Source organism: Streptomyces sp. NPDC001194, from assembly GCF_042896985.1.
Taxonomy (GTDB): Bacteria; Actinomycetota; Actinomycetes; order Streptomycetales; family Streptomycetaceae; genus Streptomyces.
In genome coordinates this window covers 303,755-321,308 of the sequence record NZ_JBIAXU010000004.1, presented here as the reverse complement: position 1 = coordinate 321,308, position 17,554 = coordinate 303,755, and the positions used below count along the sequence as shown (strand labels likewise).

General features: G+C 68.8%; 25 protein-coding genes. 6 read left to right on the top strand and 19 right to left on the bottom strand.

What is annotated here, in order from left to right:
- Positions 1-102 precede the first annotated feature (102 nt).
- The 6 genes from ACFY1T_RS12870 (at position 103) to ACFY1T_RS12845 (ending at position 2,870) form a co-directional block, all read left to right on the top strand.
- Complete coding sequence (locus ACFY1T_RS12870; RefSeq protein WP_390788163.1) at positions 103-852, top strand: helix-turn-helix domain-containing protein; 750 nt, start codon at positions 103-105, stop codon at positions 850-852.
- A gap of 32 nt (positions 853-884) precedes the next feature.
- Complete coding sequence (locus tag ACFY1T_RS12865) at positions 885-1,019, top strand: hypothetical protein (RefSeq protein WP_390788162.1); 135 nt, start codon at positions 885-887, stop codon at positions 1,017-1,019.
- Positions 1,020-1,028: 9 nt separating this feature from the next.
- A complete protein-coding gene (locus ACFY1T_RS12860) occupies positions 1,029-1,313 on the top strand; it encodes a hypothetical protein (RefSeq protein ID WP_390788161.1) in 285 nt (94 codons plus the stop codon).
- A 161-nt stretch (positions 1,314-1,474) separates the two neighbouring features.
- The gene (locus ACFY1T_RS12855) at positions 1,475-1,813 is read left to right on the top strand and encodes a DUF6233 domain-containing protein (protein ID WP_390788160.1); all 339 of its coding nucleotides are present in this window, start codon (positions 1,475-1,477) and stop codon (positions 1,811-1,813) included.
- 109 nt (positions 1,814-1,922) lie between these two features.
- On the top strand, positions 1,923-2,585 hold the full coding sequence (locus tag ACFY1T_RS12850; protein ID WP_390788159.1) for a hypothetical protein: 663 nt from the start codon (positions 1,923-1,925) through the stop codon (positions 2,583-2,585).
- 48 nt (positions 2,586-2,633) lie between these two features.
- Positions 2,634-2,870 (top strand): hypothetical protein, encoded by a 237-nt coding sequence (locus tag ACFY1T_RS12845; RefSeq protein WP_390788158.1) that lies wholly within the window; start codon positions 2,634-2,636, stop codon positions 2,868-2,870.
- A 350-nt stretch (positions 2,871-3,220) separates the two neighbouring features.
- On the opposite strand, the gene ACFY1T_RS12840 is transcribed toward ACFY1T_RS12845, so the two are convergent.
- The 19 genes from ACFY1T_RS12840 to ACFY1T_RS12750 all read right to left on the bottom strand — a co-directional run bounded on the left by ACFY1T_RS12840 (position 3,221) and on the right by ACFY1T_RS12750 (position 17,507).
- Complete coding sequence (locus tag ACFY1T_RS12840) at positions 3,221-3,472, bottom strand: hypothetical protein (RefSeq protein WP_390788157.1); 252 nt, start codon at positions 3,470-3,472, stop codon at positions 3,221-3,223.
- Between the two features lie 18 nt (positions 3,473-3,490).
- Positions 3,491-3,763 (bottom strand): hypothetical protein, encoded by a 273-nt coding sequence (locus ACFY1T_RS12835; protein WP_390788156.1) that lies wholly within the window; start codon positions 3,761-3,763, stop codon positions 3,491-3,493.
- Between the two features lie 152 nt (positions 3,764-3,915).
- Complete coding sequence (locus ACFY1T_RS12830; protein WP_390788155.1) at positions 3,916-4,083, bottom strand: hypothetical protein; 168 nt, start codon at positions 4,081-4,083, stop codon at positions 3,916-3,918.
- 42 nt (positions 4,084-4,125) lie between these two features.
- Positions 4,126-5,142 carry an integrase gene (locus tag ACFY1T_RS12825; RefSeq protein ID WP_390788154.1) on the bottom strand — a complete coding sequence of 339 codons (1,017 nt, stop codon included), beginning with the start codon at positions 5,140-5,142 and terminating at the stop codon, positions 4,126-4,128.
- Positions 5,139-5,558: a DUF6221 family protein gene (locus tag ACFY1T_RS12820; RefSeq protein WP_390788153.1), complete on the bottom strand. Its 420-nt coding sequence runs from the start codon at positions 5,556-5,558 to the stop codon at positions 5,139-5,141. Before ACFY1T_RS12820 ends, ACFY1T_RS12825 begins: the two co-directional genes overlap by 4 nt.
- 314 nt (positions 5,559-5,872) lie before the next feature.
- On the bottom strand, positions 5,873-6,124 hold the full coding sequence (locus ACFY1T_RS12815) for a hypothetical protein (RefSeq protein WP_390788152.1): 252 nt from the start codon (positions 6,122-6,124) through the stop codon (positions 5,873-5,875).
- 55 nt (positions 6,125-6,179) lie between these two features.
- Complete coding sequence (locus ACFY1T_RS12810) at positions 6,180-6,542, bottom strand: hypothetical protein (protein WP_386162650.1); 363 nt, start codon at positions 6,540-6,542, stop codon at positions 6,180-6,182.
- Entirely contained in the window at positions 6,539-6,982 is a 444-nt protein-coding gene (locus ACFY1T_RS12805) for a hypothetical protein (RefSeq protein ID WP_390788151.1), read from the bottom strand. The genes ACFY1T_RS12810 and ACFY1T_RS12805 overlap by 4 nt, the downstream gene beginning before the upstream one ends.
- A complete protein-coding gene (locus ACFY1T_RS12800) occupies positions 6,983-7,333 on the bottom strand; it encodes a hypothetical protein (RefSeq protein WP_390788150.1) in 351 nt (116 codons plus the stop codon).
- Positions 7,334-7,343: 10 nt separating this feature from the next.
- Positions 7,344-7,607, bottom strand: coding sequence for a hypothetical protein (locus ACFY1T_RS12795; RefSeq protein WP_390788149.1), 264 nt, complete (start codon positions 7,605-7,607; stop codon positions 7,344-7,346).
- 3 nt (positions 7,608-7,610) lie between these two features.
- Positions 7,611-8,267 carry a hypothetical protein gene (locus ACFY1T_RS12790; protein WP_390788148.1) on the bottom strand — a complete coding sequence of 219 codons (657 nt, stop codon included), beginning with the start codon at positions 8,265-8,267 and terminating at the stop codon, positions 7,611-7,613.
- Positions 8,268-8,326: 59 nt separating this feature from the next.
- Positions 8,327-8,977 carry a hypothetical protein gene (locus ACFY1T_RS12785; RefSeq protein WP_390788147.1) on the bottom strand — a complete coding sequence of 217 codons (651 nt, stop codon included), beginning with the start codon at positions 8,975-8,977 and terminating at the stop codon, positions 8,327-8,329.
- A gap of 12 nt (positions 8,978-8,989) precedes the next feature.
- Positions 8,990-9,592, bottom strand: coding sequence for a hypothetical protein (locus ACFY1T_RS12780; protein WP_390788146.1), 603 nt, complete (start codon positions 9,590-9,592; stop codon positions 8,990-8,992).
- On the bottom strand, positions 9,589-10,689 hold the full coding sequence (locus ACFY1T_RS12775) for a DUF5047 domain-containing protein (protein WP_390788145.1): 1,101 nt from the start codon (positions 10,687-10,689) through the stop codon (positions 9,589-9,591). The genes ACFY1T_RS12780 and ACFY1T_RS12775 overlap by 4 nt, the downstream gene beginning before the upstream one ends.
- Positions 10,689-12,920, bottom strand: a complete 2,232-nt coding sequence (locus ACFY1T_RS12770) for a hypothetical protein (RefSeq protein ID WP_390788144.1) — start codon at positions 12,918-12,920, stop codon at positions 10,689-10,691. The genes ACFY1T_RS12775 and ACFY1T_RS12770 overlap by 1 nt, the downstream gene beginning before the upstream one ends.
- 3 nt (positions 12,921-12,923) lie before the next feature.
- The gene (locus ACFY1T_RS12765; protein WP_390788143.1) at positions 12,924-16,382 is read right to left on the bottom strand and encodes a phage tail tape measure protein; all 3,459 of its coding nucleotides are present in this window, start codon (positions 16,380-16,382) and stop codon (positions 12,924-12,926) included.
- Positions 16,383-16,400: 18 nt separating this feature from the next.
- Positions 16,401-16,616, bottom strand: coding sequence for a hypothetical protein (locus tag ACFY1T_RS12760; RefSeq protein ID WP_390788142.1), 216 nt, complete (start codon positions 16,614-16,616; stop codon positions 16,401-16,403).
- Between the two features lie 197 nt (positions 16,617-16,813).
- Positions 16,814-17,158 (bottom strand): hypothetical protein, encoded by a 345-nt coding sequence (locus ACFY1T_RS12755; protein WP_390788141.1) that lies wholly within the window; start codon positions 17,156-17,158, stop codon positions 16,814-16,816.
- A gap of 1 nt (position 17,159) precedes the next feature.
- Entirely contained in the window at positions 17,160-17,507 is a 348-nt protein-coding gene (locus ACFY1T_RS12750; RefSeq protein WP_390788140.1) for a hypothetical protein, read from the bottom strand.
- Positions 17,508-17,554: the final 47 nt, after the last annotated feature.

Below are 17,554 nucleotides of genomic sequence, written 5' to 3'. Positions count from 1 at the left end.
ACTCTCTCCTGCCGCCTGGGACGTTTCCACCGTCCTTTGTGGGACACCTGGGACGCTCTGCCGGTAGCGTCCCAGGGATACCCGAACGGCCCAGGGGGGATCGTGAACCAGGCGCTCAGAGACGCGCTGGCGGAGGCTGGCATGACCGCCACGTCGCTGGCCCGTAGAGTCGATGTGGCCGTGAAGACGGTCGAGCGGTGGCTGGCCGATCCGGCGAGGGCGCCGCATCCCGAGACTCGGATGAGGGTGGCTGAGGTGCTGGGTGTGAGTGCGGACTCGCTGTGGCCGCAGGCGGTCAGGTCGACGCTGAAGCTCGGGGCTGACAGGGAGATCGTCGCCACGTACCCGTTCCGGAACTTGTGCCCGACCTCCGTGTGGGCGGGCCTGCTCGACGGGGCCCGGAAGCGGATCACGATGGCCGGCTACACCAGCTACTTCCTGTGGCAGGACCACCCGCGGATCGCCGACCGCCTGAAGGCGAAAGCGTCGTCGGGCTGCGAGATCCGCTTCCTGCTCGGAGACCCTGACGCAGAGATGACCCGGCAGAGGGAGCAGCTCGAGGGCGTCCCGCTGACGGTGTCGACGCGGATCCGGATCACCCTGGACCAGCTCGCGAAGATGGGGCCGCAGCCGGGCGTAGAGGCCCGGTTCAGTGACTCTCCCGCACACCTGTCGCAGTCGGTCTTCATCTTCGACGATCAGCTGCTGTACACGCCGCACATCGGTGACGGCCTCGGGCATGAGAGCCCGCTGTTCCATCTGCGCAGGCTCGAGGACGACGGCCTGTATGACCGGTTCGCGCAGCATGTCGAGGTGCTGTGGGGCCGCGGCCGGCCAGTACCGGAGGCCTGACGCTGCGGGCGGTACCCGATAGCCTGTGCGACATGATCCCGAACCCCGAGGCTGCCGAGCTGAACGAGCGGATCCGCGCCCTCGTCGCCGCGGGTGAGGCCGGGTCGGAGGAGTATCAGCGGCTCCTCGCCGAGTGGCTGCGGGCGACTGTCGTACCCGCCGCCTAAGATCCGCGGGTGGCAATCGAACTGACCGGCGAGCGCGCCGACGACTTGATCCGACTCCAGACCGCCTCCGATGAGGCGCACGCCGAGGTGCTCCGGCTGGCCGAGGCCTACGGGCCGATCGCCGGCTGGACGCCGGAGCAGCTGGGTGAGCGGGATGCCGCGTATGCGGTGTGGCGGGAGCGGGCGGCCGAGGTGCAGGCCGCGGTGACCGAGTACGCGACGGAAATCGGGGAGCCGCGGAACGTCGTCGAGGCGGCGGTGAAGAAGGCCGTCCGGCACCCAGCCGAGGCCTGACGTGGGGGCGCCCGTCGGTCGCTGTCCCCCGAGGGGGCCGACGGGCGGTTGTGCACATCTGCCCAGCCGCATCCCCGCGTACTTGGCGCTGATGTTGTCTTGCTCATGCTAGGTGGCGGCACTGACAAGGGGCATGCGCCGATCAGCGTAGAATCGAACATGTGTCTGATCAGTCCGCCTCCCGCCTCGACCTGCTCCGCTTCCTGGAGCGGGTGCAGCTGCAGGACCTGGAGCGGACCCGCAGCTGGATCGCCGCGGAGGAGCAGCGGCTCGCCGAGCTGGCCGCGCGCCTGCCACCGGTCCCGCCTGCGGAGTGGGAGCTGGAGCTCGACCTGGGCCGCCGGCCGACCATGGTCCACGTCGGCGGCTGCGAGATGGGCGGCAAGGGGTTCCGGCAGAAGGCCCTGAGCAGGGATGCGGCACTCCGGGCGCTCGGTGTCGAAAAGCTGCAGCCGTGCCCGTTCTGTAGGCCAGACATCGAGCTCGGCGTGCTGGACTGACGAGGTCGAATTCTTAGGAGGGACCTAAGTAGCCCTTGCGTGGAATCTTAGGTACCCCCTAAGCTTCTTCTCGTGTGGGGGGCGCTCGCCCCGCCGAGAGGAGACCACCATGCTTCGCGTCATCCGTTCCACCGTCCAGGCCCTCAACATCTCCACCCGCCAGGAAGACGTCTTCATGGAAGCCGTCGAAGCGGGCACCGCCTACCGCGAGACCATCGGGCACGGCGAGAGCGACCGCTGCTCCTACCGACTGATCGGCTACACCGACCCCGACGGACTGGAGCGCTGGGCCGTCACCGCCGACGAGGCAACCGAGTCCGACTGGCAGGACACCGACGACCTCGACGAGGCGATTGCGCTGTACGAGAAGACAGTCCGCGACGCGGCCAGCGGCATGAGCGACGAGTATGAGGAGTACGAGGACGAGGAGACCGGGCGCATGACGTTCGGCGCCCTTAAGACTCCCTTCGAGTCCACCGACGTTCCCGGCGTCCACGGCTACGAGGACGGCGCCGAAGAAGGCGGGAACTGGCAGGCATGGCGGACCGAAGCAAGCCGGAAGGACGCCAGCGACAAGGTGGTCCAAGCTGCGGCTGCGGCCTCTACCCAGGCGCGGCAGATCGCCATCGCACGCGCCGTTGACGCTTGGGGGCGTGGCGGGCAAGCCGTTCTCGCCCGCCAGCTTGGGCTTTCGGAGCCGACCATCAAGCAGCTCGCCGACCGCGGCCGCGCCCTGCTCGCTAGCCAGGCGGAGCAGCAGGAACGCCCCTGACGCAGGGCCCGGCGTGCCGTACCGCCCGACCGCCCGCAGGCTGGATGCATGGAGCATGCGCCGATCCTCGTGCACCGGATCTCCGCGTCGGGTGGCCGGCGGGTCGTGATCCGGATCCACGGCGTCGACACCGTCCTCGGCGTCGCATACTCCGACGCGGATCTGATCGAGTTCCTGCGGCGGATCGAGGTCCCGGAACCCGACGAGCTGGTGCTGGGGGACTCGGAGGTCATCTACTGGCAGGGCGGGAAGCCGCACGTGTACGAGGAGCCGGACGACGCCTGAGTGCGCGGCAGCCCTCCCGTGGGGAGGACCGGGAGGGATACCGGCCCCCGGGGGGATCGGGTGCGGACACCGTAAACCCGCAGGCCGGGATGGCGGTAGGCATATGACAAGACGGATTCCGGGACGGCGAAGAGCCCCCACCCGACGAAGGGGTGGGGGCCGCGGATCGCCAGGAACCCCGAAGGGAAGTTAACGACCCAGCTGGGGCGTCGCCGGGGGCATCACCACGGGGGCGGGTCTGGCAGCAGACCAAGCCGTTCCCGGCCGACGCGGAAGCTGCCTACACCGGCCATGCGGCCGGGTCAGCTGCTGTCCCCAGTGTGGCACGGGGCGCTGACAACGGGCAGGGATCAGGCGGCGGGCCACTTCTCGAAGCGGTTCGTGGCCGGGTCGAAGATGAAGTCCGGGTGCCACTGCCGGGCCTGCATGGCATCGATCATCTCCCGCAACGGACGTGTGGCCTCCCGAGTCGACTCCAGCACGGCGACCGCCCAGTCGGCCATCGCTACGCGCATCGCCGGGATCGGTGCCGGCTGCTGGACGTGGTGCCGGTCGAGCTGTCGCAGGGCGCGTTCGGCGTTCGGGTACGGGCGGTACGGCATAGCGAACTCCTCGCAGGATCAGTGCCAGTGATACCGGGCCAGCAGGTAGCCGACCCAGCTCCGGGGTTCCTCGGTCGGCCCGTCGCAGCCCTTCACCAAGCAGACCTTCTCCTTGATGAGAGGGCGCTCGCGCAGCCGCCGCGCAGTGGACGTCATCCCCAACGCCTCCGCCTCGTCCGGATCCGTGATCAGGCTGCCGGGCGACAGGAACAGGGGGATGCTGTCGTTCGCCGGGCGTGCTGGCGGGAGCGTGCCGCCGCTCCGGCGGAATAGCCTGTCGAGCACGGACATGACAGCCTCCTAGCGGGCCAGCGCCGCAGCTGCGGACAGGCAGAGCAGCAGGGCCGCGGCGAACATGCACGCGACCATCTCGAAGTTGCGGTACGTCCAACGGAACAGGCGCATGACGGCCTCCTTCAGGTGGCTCCAGTGTGGCAGGGCAGTCAGTCGTCGGACCGGGACGTGGGCAGGTTCTCCTCGTCCCACTCACCCAAGATCTCGTCCTCGTGGACCGTTCCGTCGTGGTTGGCGGGGAGCATGCACTCGGCCTCGCAGGCCTCGACGTCCGGCCAGAATGTGGCACTGGCACCGCAGAGCTTGGGCCCGGTCATCGATCCTCCCCTCTCAGGCAGCGCATAACGTCTTGTTCGGTGCTACAGCCCGATGTCCTCGGACGCAGCGTCGGTCCAGGCGTCGGCCTCTTGGATGTACCCCCAGAACACCGGCGAGTTGGCGGCGTGGCCGGACTGGGCGCGGATCTTCTCTTCGCGCTTGCCGGCTTGGCGGGCGGTGGTGATGAAGCCGGACCGCATGCTGTGGCCGGTGAGGCGGACTGCGAGCCCGGCGCGTTCGGCGCTGCGGGAGATGATTTCTTGGCAGCCGGATGCGGTGAGGCCGTCGGTGCCGAGCTGTCCGTGGACGCTGATCGGCCTGAAGGCCGGGCCGTCGGTGAGTCCGGCGGCGGCCTTCCAGGTGAGCCAGGCTCGGACGGGGCAGGTGTCGGGGTTCTTGCCGTAGGCGACTCGGACCTTGCGGGCGGGCAGGCCTTTGACGGAGGGGACGTGAACGTCGAGACCCTTGCCGACGAGGCCGATGCCATCGGTTCGGAGGGCTGCGACTTCCGACGATCGACCTGCCATGCCGAAGGCCATGAGCCAGAGGGCACGGTCGCGGATGCCGGTGAGGCTGGCGGGTGCGGCGTCGGCCATCTGCTGGAGCTGTTGAAGGGTGGCGGCTGGGGCCTTGCCTCGACCTCGGGCCAGCCGGTCGGGGTCGGCGAGGAGGGGCTTGAGTGCCTTGCGGGCGGCTTCGGTGGCAGCCTTGGGTACCTCGACTCCTTCGGCTCGTGCGGTGACGGTGACGCCGGTGATTCGGCGGTCGATGCTGTTGGGTGCCGCGAGCTTGATCGTGTCGAGCCAGACGACGAAGCCGACGAGCGTGCCTTTGGTGACGGCGGTCAGCGGGAGCTGGTGTCCGGTGCGTTCGGCGAGCCAGCCGTGGAACTCCTCCCATAGCCGCCAGTCGTTGGCGTAGCCGCGCTTGGTGTTCTCGGGGCGGATGGCGTCGAGGTGTTCCTCGGCGGCTTGTTCCATGGCGGCGAGGACGGCGAGGGTCGCCGGATCGTAGGCGGCCGGGGCGGCGCTCGGCTGGTACGGCGCGAGTTCGGTCACGGGCGCCACTCCTCGCGAAACTCAGGGTGGTCGGCGTAGGGCAGGGCGAGGAGGCGCAGCACATCCAGATAGGCCACGGATGCCACCTGGGAGTTGTTGCCGGATACCTGGATGTCCTCCGCGCGATCAGCCCACCCTCTGGCCGTCGTGTACAACTGCACGATCCGTCGCTTGGTGTCGATCTCCGCTAGGGCGCGCGCAGGATCGTAGCGGGCGATGTGTGCGGCGTCAGGGATCGACTGGGCGCGATACCCCGCTCCGATCGAGCAGTCGGCCACGTGACCGAGGATGCCGGACTTCACCCAGTCGGCAAGCCAGGGTTCATCGGAGACCCAAGGGCCGGGGGTTGCAGCGCGAGCAGATCGCTCGTCTTCGTCGAGACGTTCCTGGATGAAGTGGATCAACCCTGTCGTCATGCTCAATTGTACCAATTTTGGGCGCCGATATGGCATCTTATCTGCGGTCAGCTCCGGACCCTGGGACAGCGAAAAGCCCCACCGCCGAAGCGATGGGGCAAGTCTCGCGGGGAACCCATCCCCCGCTTTTTCGCGATCCAGGCCGCGGCCCCGGGACCGGGCGTGCACTCCTTATCCCGCTCTTCAGCCTGTCGTCGGGTAGCGCCCGGCGATCAACCCGGGCGCCCCTCACCAGTGTGAAGTTGATGCCACGGTACTCCGCACGGGCCGTCGAGTACACAGCAGAACGCCCCCGCCCAGTAGGGCGGGGGCTGTTACTTCTCCTCGACTGGGGCGGGCTGGACCCACCGGGTGATGGCTTCGACGACGGCCGGGTCGAGCTTGGCGAGTTCGGCGATCGCCGCGGCGTCGGCCGGGTCGGGTTCGATGCCGGCTCCGGCGAGGGCCTCGTCGAGCGCGACCTGGTTGGCCTGCTCCTCGACCGGCTGCTCGGGCGGCTCCTCCGGCGGCGGCTGGGGCTGTTCCTCGAGGACGCCCATGTCGACGAGCGTCTCGACGTCGGCCATGAGGGGCTGGCGGCGGGGTGGTGCCGGCCGTGGGGCTGGCGCTTCGTCGCTCATCTCACACTCCAGTTCGGTTGTACTCCTTCACGAGGTCGTGAGGCTCCGGCGGATCTCCGACCGGGTCGCGGGCCCACCGGTACAGCTCGTCCACCGTCCACGAGAAAGCACGCACGAGCGACTCGAGGCGGAACACCCGCCCGCGCAGGCTGCCGTTCTCCTCGTCGACCCGCTTCACGGTCGCCTGCAACACCGCCAAGTCCGCGGCCTGCTGCGCTGGCGCCGCGTTCGCCCGCGCCGCGGCCTCCGTAGCGGCGGCCGTGGCGCGCGCCGCATCCCGGGTGGCCCTGGCCACGAACCAGCCGCCACCGCCGAGCACACTTCCCGCCGATCCGATCACGGCTGCCCACTCGCCGACGTTCATCCGCCCTCAGCTCTCCGGGCCTTGCGCGGAGCCGGCGGTACGTCGTACTCGGGCACCGTGCTGGCCCACAGGATCACCCCCACGTGGGAGGTGAGGTACCAAGCGGCGACCCAGGCGCCGCGTGAGTACTCCCCGCCGATGACAGCGGAGAGGTATGCGATCGCCCACACGGCCGGCGGAACCAGTGCGGCGGCGAAGCCCCAGCCGTCGCGTCCTACTTTCAGGAACGCGGAGGCTGTGGTGATGAGTCCTGCCAGGATCCAGAGCCATGCCCAGTGCTGGATGCTGCACCAGTGGGTGAGGAGCTGGAGTCCTTGGGTGCCGGGCGGGTCCACGATGAAGGACGCGCCCCAGCAGATCTTGCCGAGACCGATGATCAGGAGGTAGGTGCCGCGGCGGCCCAGCTGCTTGCGGAGCCGCCGGGCCGCACGGCACCGCACCTACGCCTCCTGGGGCGTGACGGTCTCGCGGCTGGTTGGGGAGACCTGTCCGCGGGTGAGGAGAGCCAGCACGGCGAGCACGACCGCGTTGAGGGCACCCACGGTCTCAGGCGAGACGTTGAATCCGTAGGCGGAGAGCAGCGCGACTCCCGCGGCGACGAGGCCGGTGAACGCGGACGGGGCGATCGGGCGGGTCATCGCCGCGGTGACAGCGGCGAGCGCTCCGGAGATGACCGCTACCAGGGCGCCGGCCTGTTCGCCGGAGAGGCCTACGTTGAACGTCACGAGCAGCGACAGGCTCGCCGAGATGGCCGCGATGATGAGTGCGGGCTCTCTTCCGAAGATCTTCACTGTGGTCCTCTCAGCTGGCCTTGAGGGCGTTGTCGTAGGCGACGAGCGCGTTGTACTGGTAGTCGTACTGGGCGCCCTGCGGGATGTAGTAGTCGATGGTGTTGTCGTCCCAGCACTGCCACTCGGCGTCGGTGAGACGGCGGACCATGCCGTTCGCGAAGGTCACGAAGACCGTGGAGTCGTTGCCGCCGCGGCCGCCGCCGGCGCTCTTGGTGAGAAGGGCGCCGGTGGGGCGGGGGATCTTCGGGCGTGCGGGCGGGGTGGGCGTGGACATGGGTCAGGCTCCGATCGCTCGGTAGACGCGCGGCCGGCGGCGGCGCGGGGGCGTAGGGGTGGGCGGGGTCACCGGGGGCGCGGTCGGTACGGACGCAGCGCTGAAGAGGGCCGCGATGTCGAGGTCACCGGGATCCCAGTGGTCGTTGCCAGGGACTTGGCAGTGCCCGTAGTGGCCGCCCTTGGTCGTCCAGACGGTGCGAGACCGGGGCACGTCGTCGCTGCCGGTCCTCGAGAGCCGGCCGGCCGGGTACACGTCGGGGACACCCCAGCTTCTGATGGCTCGCATCATGGCTCGGTAGTTCGGGCCGGGCCGCCAGTAGCCGGTGAACGGCTTGGAGGCCTTCGCCATGTACTCGGTCTGGATGCAGACGAGTCCGGTCCTGTTGGTCCGCAGGTCGCCGTCGTTACGCAGGGCGCGCGCGGACAGGTTGAGGGGGCCGAACTGGCCGAGCATGTCCGTGATGGGGTCGTACAGCAGGTGCGGCTCGGAAGCCTTCTCGATCAGATAGTTCGCGGTGTCGAAGAAGGCGGCCCGTGTTCCAGCGCTGCCTTCGGTGGTGTGGTCGACCGCCCGCGGCGGCAGTTTCGGGGTGTCCATGGCGCCACCGATGACGCCGTCTCCGAGGCGGATGGCCTCGGGAATCCAGATCTCGCCCATGGGCGACACCTCCTGGGCATGAGGAAGCCCCGGCCGGTGCGGTCCGGGGCTGGGGACGGTCAGGTGTGCAGGAACTCGATCTGGATGGATGCGGCGGTACCGCCCGGCACGTCGGTGTTGAGGGCGCTGCCGGACTGCTGCAGGGCGGACAGAGTGATCTGTCGGCCGGCCGCGAGGTTGGCGATGCAGGTCCGTTCCTGCAAGGTGCCGACGTTGGCCCCGACCGCGCCGCCCTGGGATCCGGGGATCTGAGTGCCGTTGTCGTTGAGCCACATCGTGCGCCAGCCGCCACCGCCGGAAGCGACCCACGACACCATGGCCGTGAGCCGGTACTTGCCAGCCACCGGCGTCTGCCAGTACTTCCCGGGCACGTTGAGCCCGGACGTGTCGTCGAGGATCGCCGTGTTGATGTTGACCGTCGTGGTGGTGTTGTGCGGGATCGACTGGGCGGCGGACGCGTACACGAATGCGGAGAAGCGTTCGACGAGCCAGGCGCTGCCGTCGTAGTACGTCCACAGCTTCTCGGTCGCCAGCCAGGCCCGCATGCCGGCGACCGGGCTGGAGAGCGCGGCCGCGCGGGCGGCCGCGTTCGTGAACCGCATGTTCGTCTGGCCGGCCATCGCCGCCAAGTTCGTGGCGAGAGTCTGGGCGTTCGGGGCGTCCGTGATGGCCGTGACCTGGATGCCCTGTCCGTATGCGTCGGTGGCCACGTGAGCCCCCTTCTACGTGAGGCGGAATGTGGCGCCGTCGAGGGTGGCCCAGATGGCGGTGCCGGTGTAGTCGGTGATCTGGATGGTTCCGTCCGTGTTGACGTCGAGGGCCCCGTTGACTCCGGGGTTGACGATCGTCGTGAACCGGGCCTTGGAAGCGGGCCGGGCAGCGGCGGGCAATGTGGCGATGGTCGAGGTTCCCGTCGTCGACCCGGGCGCCTTGGCCAGGCCGGACAGGCTGACGGTGCCGTCGCCGTTGATGCGGTAGGCGGGCGAGTAGTGCGGGGCGCCCCACGCTGACCAGGTGCCGTTGTAGGTGAGCGCCTGCCAGGTGCCTGCGGTGGTCGACGGTGCCACGCGGCCGATGGCCAGCCAGTTCCCCATGCCGGAGACGGTGAGGATGATCGTGTCGCCGACGGCCGGGGTGACGTACAGGTCGGTTCGGCGGGCGACGACTCCGTCTGCCGTGGTGACGGTGCCGGTCGGCTGGATCGAGGCGACAGTGGCCAGCCGCCAGTCCGCCCCACGAACGCCAGGATCCTGGTCGGAGGCTTGCCGCACCTGGGCGTAGAGGGTGTCGGCGAGGTCGTTTGCCGCCTGCTGGACGGAGGTCACGAGTCCTCCTTCGCCGAGATCGTGCGGATGGTGAAGGACCCGCCGACATCCAGAGGAACCGGGAACGCAGACACCTGATGCAGCTCTGAGGTGCCGTCCTCGTAGACCACCCGGAGGACATCGCCGGTCTCCAGCGCCGGATTGGGGAGCGTGCTCAGCTCGGCGGAAGCGTTCGCCGCCTGCGCCTGCCGCAGCCGCAGCGTCGCCGCCAAAGTCGCCTGCAGGGAGGTCAGGATTGCCGGCGAGGTGACCGGCGTCGGATCCAGGCGGTGGCCGTAGGGGCCGTCCCAGTAAGTGGGACTGCCCGGGTCGGAGTCGACGACGAGCACCTGGAACGGCGCGACGCCGGCCTCCGAGTTTTCGCCACGGCCGAGTACCCCGTTGAAGACTCCGCCGCTGCTCATGCCACGGGAAGCTTGCACGTAGGTGCCGCCCTCTGCGGCCGAGACCGTCCAGACGGGCGGGGTCGTGAGGACGTCGGGCAGCTCCGCAAGGATGAAGGACTCGTTGCCGTCGGCGTACACCTCAGCCCCAATGACGGACGCCAACTCCTCGACCGCCGCCCAGGGATCCGCCCCCACATCCCAGGTGCGGGCGCCGATCGCCGCGTCGACCAGCGACCCGACAACAACGGAGGCTGTCGGGATCGACCGCTGGATCAGCGCGGTTATGGCACTGACTGCCGTACCCGTCGCCCGGTAAGGGCTGCTGAACCGGTCATCGGAGACGACGATCTCCAGCCCATTGCCGGTGATGGTGACCGGGCCCTCGTCAACGTCGCCACTGACGTCGTCGATACGGAACGTCCCGAGCGGCACCAGCTCCTGGGAGCCGTCGCTGTACTGCACGCCACGGCTGATCCGCAGGCGGGCACCGTAGATGCTGACCCGGTCCGCGGCGGTCCGCGGGATCAGCGCGGGGTCGGCGACCGTGACGGTGCAGGTCCGCCGCACCGCCCGGTTGCGGTCGACGGACACGCTGCCACCGGTGATGGCGAGGGTCTCCGCGACCCCGTCGGTTCGGATCAGGATCACCTCGGTGACCACGTCGTGCGATTCGGCGATGGCCTGCAGGAAGCGGTCCGAGACGGCGTACATCAGGCTCCGATCTTCCGGTCCAGGAACACGTCTTCCCAGGTCGCGTACTTGGACAGCACTTCAGCCCAGGTCGCGTTCTCGGTGAGGACGTCCTGCCAGGTACGGCCGGCCGAGCTGGCGACCCCCACGGTGGCCGGCATGTCGACCTGCTTGACGGGCAGCTGCCAGGTCCGCCACGGATCCGTCGCCATCCCCTGCCGGCCCTCCGCGGCCGCGCCGACGGCGACGTACATGTCGTCGACACCGTGCCCAGGGGTGGCCTGCCACAGCAGCACCGACCCGGAATCGAGCAGGCGGTGCAGGGCGGCGCGCTCCTCGTCGGACTGCGTGAACACCACGAGATTGCCCTCGAGGCCGCTGCGGACGTCGCTGAGGATGACCGTGTTCCGTCGGCTCCGGACCCTGTACTCGGCCTGCGTGACGGGCCGCGTCCACGACGGGGCCTCCGCCATCATGACCCGCATGTTCCGGTCCGGCCGGCCCGGGTCCTTCAGCCAGGCGTACTGGGGGTCGCCCGGATCGAGGGTCACACTGTCGCTGGTCCGGGTCTCAGGGGTCGCGCCGACACTGGCCGCGATCTCCACGTAGTACGTCACCGACACACCCAGCGGAGCCTCCGCGTCCTCGATGACCACCTGGTCGGCGGCGATCGCCTCGTTCTGGATCAGCCCCGAGGAGCCGCGGACCAGCGTGCGAGATCCGTCGGACGTAGCCCTCCACACCGTCATGAGGTAGCCGACGGTCAGCTCCCGAAGGGTCAGCGTGACCACCGCCGTCGCATCGTCCCCGGCGACCTCGATCAGCGGCAGAGCCTCCCACACCTGCACGGCGTCGATCCGCAGCGCCGATGAGGTCGCCGTCGCCGTCAGGGTCAGCTCCACCGCGGCCTGCGTGGCGAGTGCTGGCGCCGTGCCGTTGTGGGTGAGCACCCACCAGTCCGGCGTCGGCGCGGCCCCGGACGTCGAGGACGTCAGACCGAGGCTGTTGTTGGCGGCGTCGTACCAGCGGATGTGCCGCTGGATCGTCCACCCGCCCGCGGTGACGTTCGAGTACAGCTGCAGCCGGAAGTTCTTGCCGGCCGCGGAGCCGGCCGGGAACCGCGCCGAACGGATCGTGCTGGCTGTGGCCGTCGCCGAGGACACGGTGAGCGCGTAGGCGCCGTCCACGGCGTAGGCCCCCCACGGTGTCGACCGGGCCAGCGTGGCGACGCCGCTCGTGACGGTCCAGCCGGCCACGTCCTTCTCGAACGAGGCGTCGGCGTAGGGGATGATGCTGCCCTCGCGGATGACGGGCGCGGTCGCGATGACGGCGGTGTCGATCCGCATGACCTGGGCAGCCGTGCCCGAGGTGATACCGACGGCGAGCGTCGCGTAGGCGGTGGTAGCCGGGGCGACCGCCGATACCCGCTGCTCGTAGTAGCCGGTTCCGGGGGCCGCCAGGTTCGACCTGGTCGCCGTCAGCAGGACGTCCGCGGCCGTGTAGAACCGCAGCTCGACCCAGACGGTACTGCCCGAAGTGGGCGGGTTCAGGTAGCAGCGGCCCACGTACTCGGTGCCCGCAGTCGCCGCCGGCTTCTCAGTGATCTTCGCCGATGCGTTGCCGTTCGCGGTGACCGTCAGAGCCAGCACGTGACCGCCGGCCAGGTAGTAGTCGACCGGCCACGACACCATGGGCGCCTGCCGGGCGATCGAACAGTTCGTCTCCGCCACCCACTTCAGGGTGGCGTGCTCGATGTCCTCCGCGTCCGCCGACAGCAGGTTGCCGGGGGTGCGCATCGGAACGCCCAGGTAGACGTTCTCGAAATGGTTGACGACCGACCCCGCCGCCGGGGTCGCCGACACCACCACCTGCACATCCGAGGTACCGAGCGGAGGCGTCCCGGACACGGCGATGCGGTGCCAGGTCGCCGAGGCGGTGGCCGTCGTCAGGGACCAGGTGATGGAGATCTCGGCGTTGAAGACGTTCATCCAGCGCAGCCCGATCCGCTCCGGGACCGTGGCCCCGGAAGCGTCCGCGAACGCCTGGTACTCCTGCCCGGGGGTGACCGGGTAGGAGGACTGGGTGCGGGCCTGCATCTCACCGGCGGCGGTCGAGGACAGGCGCAATGTCCCGTCGCCCGACCGACCGCCGGTGCCCTTGCTGATGGTGCAGTTGAGCTTGGCCAGCCAGCCCGAGGTGTTCGGGTCGACCGTCTCGGTGACCAGCGACAGCATGTTGCCGGGGATCGCCATCGCCTACCCCCTTCGTCCGGGCCGGGTCGTCTGGCTCAGGTGCCGCATGCCGCCCACGACGCGCGCGTCCGCTCGCTCGTCCACGTAGGCATCGAACTCGCGGTCGCCCACAACGAGCGTCAGGCGATCACCAGCGGTAAGCCCCCGGTTGGCTGCCGCCAGCGAAGAGACCGCCTGCCACTGCGGCGCGGTGAGAATGGCCTCGGGCCGGCCTGTCGCGTTGACCGCGGTGGTGACGCCTGGCTGGAGCCAGCCGCCGTTGTCGTATTTCCTCAGAGCGGGGATGAAGCCGTAGCGCGCGTTGAACAGGGCGTTGTCGTACCCGCGGGCGCGCGCGCCCACGACGACGCCGTCGCCGCCGCGGCTCTCCACGTTCATGCCGGCCAGGGTGCCGGCGGTGTGCCCGACCCCGTCGTTGGTGATGCCGATCATGAACGGGCTTCGCAGGTTGCGCTTCCATCCGGGCGGGGCCGTGTCCCCCTGGAAGGAGAACGTCGACCACAGGCGGCCACCAGGGCTGAGGCCCTCGATAACCTTCTGGATGCCGGACATGAACCCGCTGCAGTCCCAGCTGGGATCGCCTGCACCGCCCCACTGATACGGTTTGCCGGCCTGCGACCGGGCGAAGCCCATGGCTGCGGCGACGGACCCAGAGGCGGATCCGCCAATCAGGCCCTCCGCGGCGGAGACGATCTTCTCCTTGAGGCTCTGCAGCATCTTGATCGGGAACTGGCTGAGCGCCTGCGCCCACTGCGAGCCGGTGAGGTTGGAGCCGATCTGGTCGCGGATGAACTTGGTCGCCACGTCCCAGGCCTTGCTGGGGCTGGTCATGAACTGGATGCCGTCCATGAGGGCGCCGCCGATCTGGCGCGCCTTGCCAGACAGCCAGTCGACGACACCTCCGTCCGCGTACCGCGGGATGCCGACGGCGCCGCCCTTGGCGAACGCGGATCCGCTGCTTGCTGCCCGCGCGCGGAGTGCCTCGACCGCGCCGTGGCCGCCGGCGCCGCGGACCTCGCGCGCCGTCCACACGTGCTCGCCGTTGGAGAGCAAGGCGGGGATGGAGTCAGAGGTGGCGGTGCCGGCGCCGAACACGCCGCCGCCCGTGGCGAACGTGAGCACGCCGAGCTGCTTGGAGCCGGTGAACTCCGCTACCTGATTCCACACCTTTCGGATGCCGTTGTTGTAGACGGTGTCGATGATGAACTGGACGGGCTTGCGGGTGATGTCCTTCAGGCCCTCCCAGATTCGGCCGATCGCGCTGACCCCTGTATCGAAGGAGTCACGGACGTAGCCAACGCCCTTCGAGACATTGTCGAAGGCAGGCTTGATCCAGTTCTGCCACACCCATTTGATCGCATTTCCGATGCCGTCCCACGCCGGCTTGATGGCGTTCTGCCAGAGCCACATGGCTCCGTCGCCGACCAGGTGCACACCGGTCATGATGCTGTTGAACGCGGGCTTGATGCCGTTGTTCCAAAGCCACAGGGCGCCAGCGACGATGCTGTCCCAGGCCGGCTTGATGGCATTGGTCCACAGCCACATGGCACCGGCGCCGACGAGCTTTATGCCGGCGACGATGAAGTCGAAGCTGGGCTTGATGCCGTTCGTCCACAGCCACATCGCTCCGGCAGCGATGAGGTCGAATGCGGGCTTGATGGCAACATCCCACAGCCACCAGAAGACCGCTCCGAGAACCTTGATGGCGGCCATGGTGGGGGCAACGAAAACCACGATGATCCCCGTAGCGACGATCTTGATCGCTTCCCAGATGCCAGCGAGCGCGGGCTGGAGGGCGTTCTCCCACAGCCAGAGTGCGGCCGCGCCAACCGCCTTCAGGCCGATCATGAGACCCTCGAAGGCGGGCTTGATGACCGACTCCCAGGCGTACTTCACCGCGGTCTGGATGCCGGCCCAGGCTGCCTGCACGATGGCGCGGAATGTCTCCGAGCGCTTGTAGGCGATGACGATGGCGGCCACCAGGGCGACAAGCGCGATCACGATGAGCGTGATCGGGTTGAGTGCCATCACCGCGTTGAGGACCGCCTGCGCTGCGGCGAACCCGTTGGTCACCGCAGTGCCGAGCAGGATCGCGCCGCGGTAGATGGAGAACACGGCGGTGACGGCGGCGGTCGCGATGGCCTGCGCGTTCAGTGCCAGGGTGAGACCGCCAACGAGGATCGCTGCCGGGAGCAGCCAGACACCCCATTCGCGCAGCCAGTCGATGACGGCCATGCCCGCCGTGAAGAGCCCCTTCAGGGCAGGCACGAGCGCCGCCTCGACCGCGGAGGCCAAGGCGTTGATGGGCGGCAGGAGGTCGCGGTTGAGCGCCTTCGCGACGTTCAGTACGACGGGCAGCGCCTCGTTGCTGAGGAAGTCGACGAAGTTCTGTTTGATCGTGCGGGCGAAAACCTCGAACTCGTGGCTCGGGCCGGAGTGGATCGTCTTGCCCAGTTCGGCCGCTGCGCCGGTCACGCTCTCGAAGTGGAGTGTCGCCTCGGAGGGGTCCAGTTCGAAGAGGGCTTGACCCAGGTCCTCGGCCTGCGTGCCGAACAGTCCGACCGCGGCGGCGTTCCTCTCCACCGGATCCTTCATCGCCCGGAGCTTGTCGAGAACCAGCTGAAGGCCGTCGCCTGCAGCGTCGCCGCCCTTCGCGATCTGCAGGGACATCTTCTCCGCGTCGAGCCCGATCGCCTTGTACGCGTCCTGCGACGACTGCGACATGTCGATCGCGCGGATCGAGAACTCTTTGAAGGCGTCGGCGATGATGTCGGTGTCCCGAGCGCCGGCGATGATGCCCTGATTGAAGAGGCCGATTGCTTCCTTGCCGTCGATGCCCAGCTTCTTGAACTGGACGCTGTACTCCTGGAATGTGTCCAAGAGATCGTTTGCGTTCGGGCCCAACTTCTGAAAGCCGACCGTGATCAGGTCGAGGGCATCCTCCGCCGATGGTGCGACCCCGTTCTTGAACATGGCGGCGACAGCCTCGGTCTGCCGCTCCATGTCCGTACCGAAGATGGTCGCAACGTCGGACATCTTGGCGCTGATGGATTCCAGCTGGGCGTTCGTCGCATCCGGGGCGACGAGGCCCGCGTTGACGACGGACCGGATCGCCTCGGCGCCCTGCTCGAAACTCTCCGTGATGCCCTTGCTGTAGAGCTGCCCGGCAACCTTGCCGTACTTAGCGGCGTCCTTGCCGGTCGCGCCAAGCTGGGCCTGCAGCGTCGAGGTGATGTTCGCCTGCTCAATCGCCTCAGTGATCCCCGCGACGAGGATTGCGCCGGCGGCCGCGCCCGCGGCGGCAACGCCGACGAGGAGCTTCTCCTTGAGGTTGCCGCCCGCCGCTTCACCGGCGTCACTGCCCGCGTCCTCGGACGGTCCGACGAGCTGGCTGCGCAGCTCGTCGGCGATGCCGCGGACGGAGGGGATGATCTGAATGGTTGCGTAGCCGACGTTCGGCACCCGGCACCCCCAGTCTGGTCAGGCGATGCGGCCGGCGGCGATTGCCTCGGCGCGCTCGCGCCTGCGTGTACGGGCGGCCTCAAGGCGGGCTACACGGTCGCCGCCATCGGCCTTGGCGCGGGCGCTTTGCAGCCACCAGCGCGGGTACGGCTTGGGCGCCTTGGGAAGGTTGGACTTCTTGTCGATGTTGCTGGCGACGATGTGCCAGTCGACGTTCTGGAGCATGTCGAACATGTCAGTGAGGATTACGGCTTCTGGGGTCGGCTCAGCCCGGCCCTCATTGAGGGCCGTCCTCACTCGGGATCCGGGCGGCAACCCATCGACGTAGGAGATCAGCTCGCGCCACGTCAGGTCGCCAGTGAACAGGTCTCGGAGCCGGACTCCATACTGGCTACGCAGGTCCGCCTCGAGGGCTCGGCCATGCCTCCGGATCAGTTCCCGGAGGCTTCGGATTCCCCCGTCTCAACTCCGGAATGCGCCTGCCACGCCTTGAAGAGCGGCATTAGTTTGTGCTGCGGCATGGGCACCTTACGGAAGTCTTCCCATTGATCACCGAGGGCGAGTCGGATCGTGTTCACCACGACGCCGATGTTTCCGGTCTCGGCAGCTTCGATTGCTTCCCAGGCATCGAGCTCCTGCATGTGGGTGAACTCCCAGCGCCGCCCTGCGAAGTGCACCCGGAAAGGGCGCAGTTCGACTTCTGCCTGGACGGCGTCGAGGTTGAAGTCGAACGGCTGGTCGTCCGGGGCCTTGCTCGTCGCGGTTCGGGTGGCCATGTCAGTGCTCGCTTTCGGGTCGCGGTTCGGGGCGGATGACCTGCACGGAGGCGGCCATCAGAGTCAGGCGGACAGTGCTCACACCGTCGGGGTTGAGGCCGATGTCCATCGGCTGCGCAGCGACGAGCCAGGGGAAGTGCTCGCCGTCGATGAGGATGGAGCTGCCGTGGATGACGATCTCCCCGGCTAGCTGCGGCTCGGGGGCCTGATGTCGTTCGGCGGCGTCGCCGTAGGCCATGGCGGCGACGACCTTGCCGCGCAGTTGGCGGGGCAGGTCGGCGCCTTCCTGGATGAGGCCGAGGGAGGCGGCCTTCTCCCGGATCTGCTGGTCGGTATAGCTGATGGGCATGGCAACTCCTGTCGCGGCTCAAGTGGTGCACCGGGGCGCGGCCGAAC